1 rRNA gene (running past one end of the window) is annotated in these 1,442 nt (G+C 56.1%); it reads left to right on the top strand.

Annotated elements, in window-relative coordinates:
• Positions 1–1,396: ribosomal RNA gene (locus tag ACIHIX_RS47845) — 23S ribosomal RNA — on the top strand (it extends 1,801 nt beyond the left edge of the window).
• Positions 1,397–1,442 lie beyond the last annotated feature (46 nt).

Raw genomic sequence — 1,442 nt, 5'->3', positions numbered from 1 at the left:
AAGTCTGAGACCTGATGCCGAGCCGATTGTGGTGAAGTGGATGATCCTATGCTGTCGAGAAAAGCCTCTAGCGAGTTTCATGGCGGCCCGTACCCTAAACCGACTCAGGTGGTCAGGTAGAGAATACCGAGGCGTTCGGGTGAACTATGGTTAAGGAACTCGGCAAAATGCCCCCGTAACTTCGGGAGAAGGGGGGCCATCACTGGTGAGGAGACTTGCTCTCCGAGCTGGGGGTGGCCGCAGAGACCAGCGAGAAGCGACTGTTTACTAAAAACACAGGTCCGTGCGAAGCCGTAAGGCGATGTATACGGACTGACGCCTGCCCGGTGCTGGAACGTTAAGGGGACCGGTTAGTGCGCTTTCGGGCGTGCGAAGCTGAGAACTTAAGCGCCAGTAAACGGCGGTGGTAACTATAACCATCCTAAGGTAGCGAAATTCCTTGTCGGGTAAGTTCCGACCTGCACGAATGGCGTAACGACTTCTCGACTGTCTCAACCATAGGCCCGGTGAAATTGCACTACGAGTAAAGATGCTCGTTTCGCGCAGCAGGACGGAAAGACCCCGGGACCTTTACTACAGTTTGATATTGGTGTTCGGTTCGGCTTGTGTAGGATAGCTGGGAGACTTTGAAGCTCATACGCCAGTATGGGTGGAGTCGTCGTTGAAATACCAGTCTGGTCGTGCTGGATGTCTAACCTGGGTCCGTGATCCGGATCAGGGACAGTGTCTGATGGGTAGTTTAACTGGGGCGGTTGCCTCCTAAAGAGTAACGGAGGCGCCCAAAGGTTCCCTCAGCCTGGTTGGCAATCAGGTGTTGAGTGTAAGTGCACAAGGGAGCTTGACTGTGAGACCGACGGGTCGAGCAGGGACGAAAGTCGGGACTAGTGATCCGGCGGTGGCTTGTGGAAGCGCCGTCGCTCAACGGATAAAAGGTACCCCGGGGATAACAGGCTGATCTTCCCCAAGAGTCCATATCGACGGGATGGTTTGGCACCTCGATGTCGGCTCGTCGCATCCTGGGGCTGGAGTCGGTCCCAAGGGTTGGGCTGTTCGCCCATTAAAGCGGTACGCGAGCTGGGTTTAGAACGTCGTGAGACAGTTCGGTCCCTATCCGCTGCGCGCGCAGGAATATTGAGAAGGGCTGTCCCTAGTACGAGAGGACCGGGACGGACGAACCTCTGGTGTGCCAGTTGTTCTGCCAAGGGCATGGCTGGTTGGCTACGTTCGGGAGGGATAACCGCTGAAAGCATCTAAGCGGGAAGCCTGCTTCGAGATGAGTATTCCCACCCACTTGATGGGGTAAGGCTCCCAGTAGACGACTGGGTTGATAGGCCGGATCTGGAAGCCCAGTAATGGGTGGAGGTGACCGGTACTAATAGGCCGAGGGCTTGTCCTCAGTTGCTCGCGTCCACTGTGTTGGTTCTGAAACCACGAACAGCCCC

The organism is Streptomyces sp. NPDC051913 (assembly GCF_044593635.1).
GTDB lineage: Bacteria > Actinomycetota > Actinomycetes > Streptomycetales > Streptomycetaceae > Streptomyces.
Note: the sequence above shows the minus strand (reverse complement) of the source record. Positions and strands in the feature narration are given on the sequence as shown.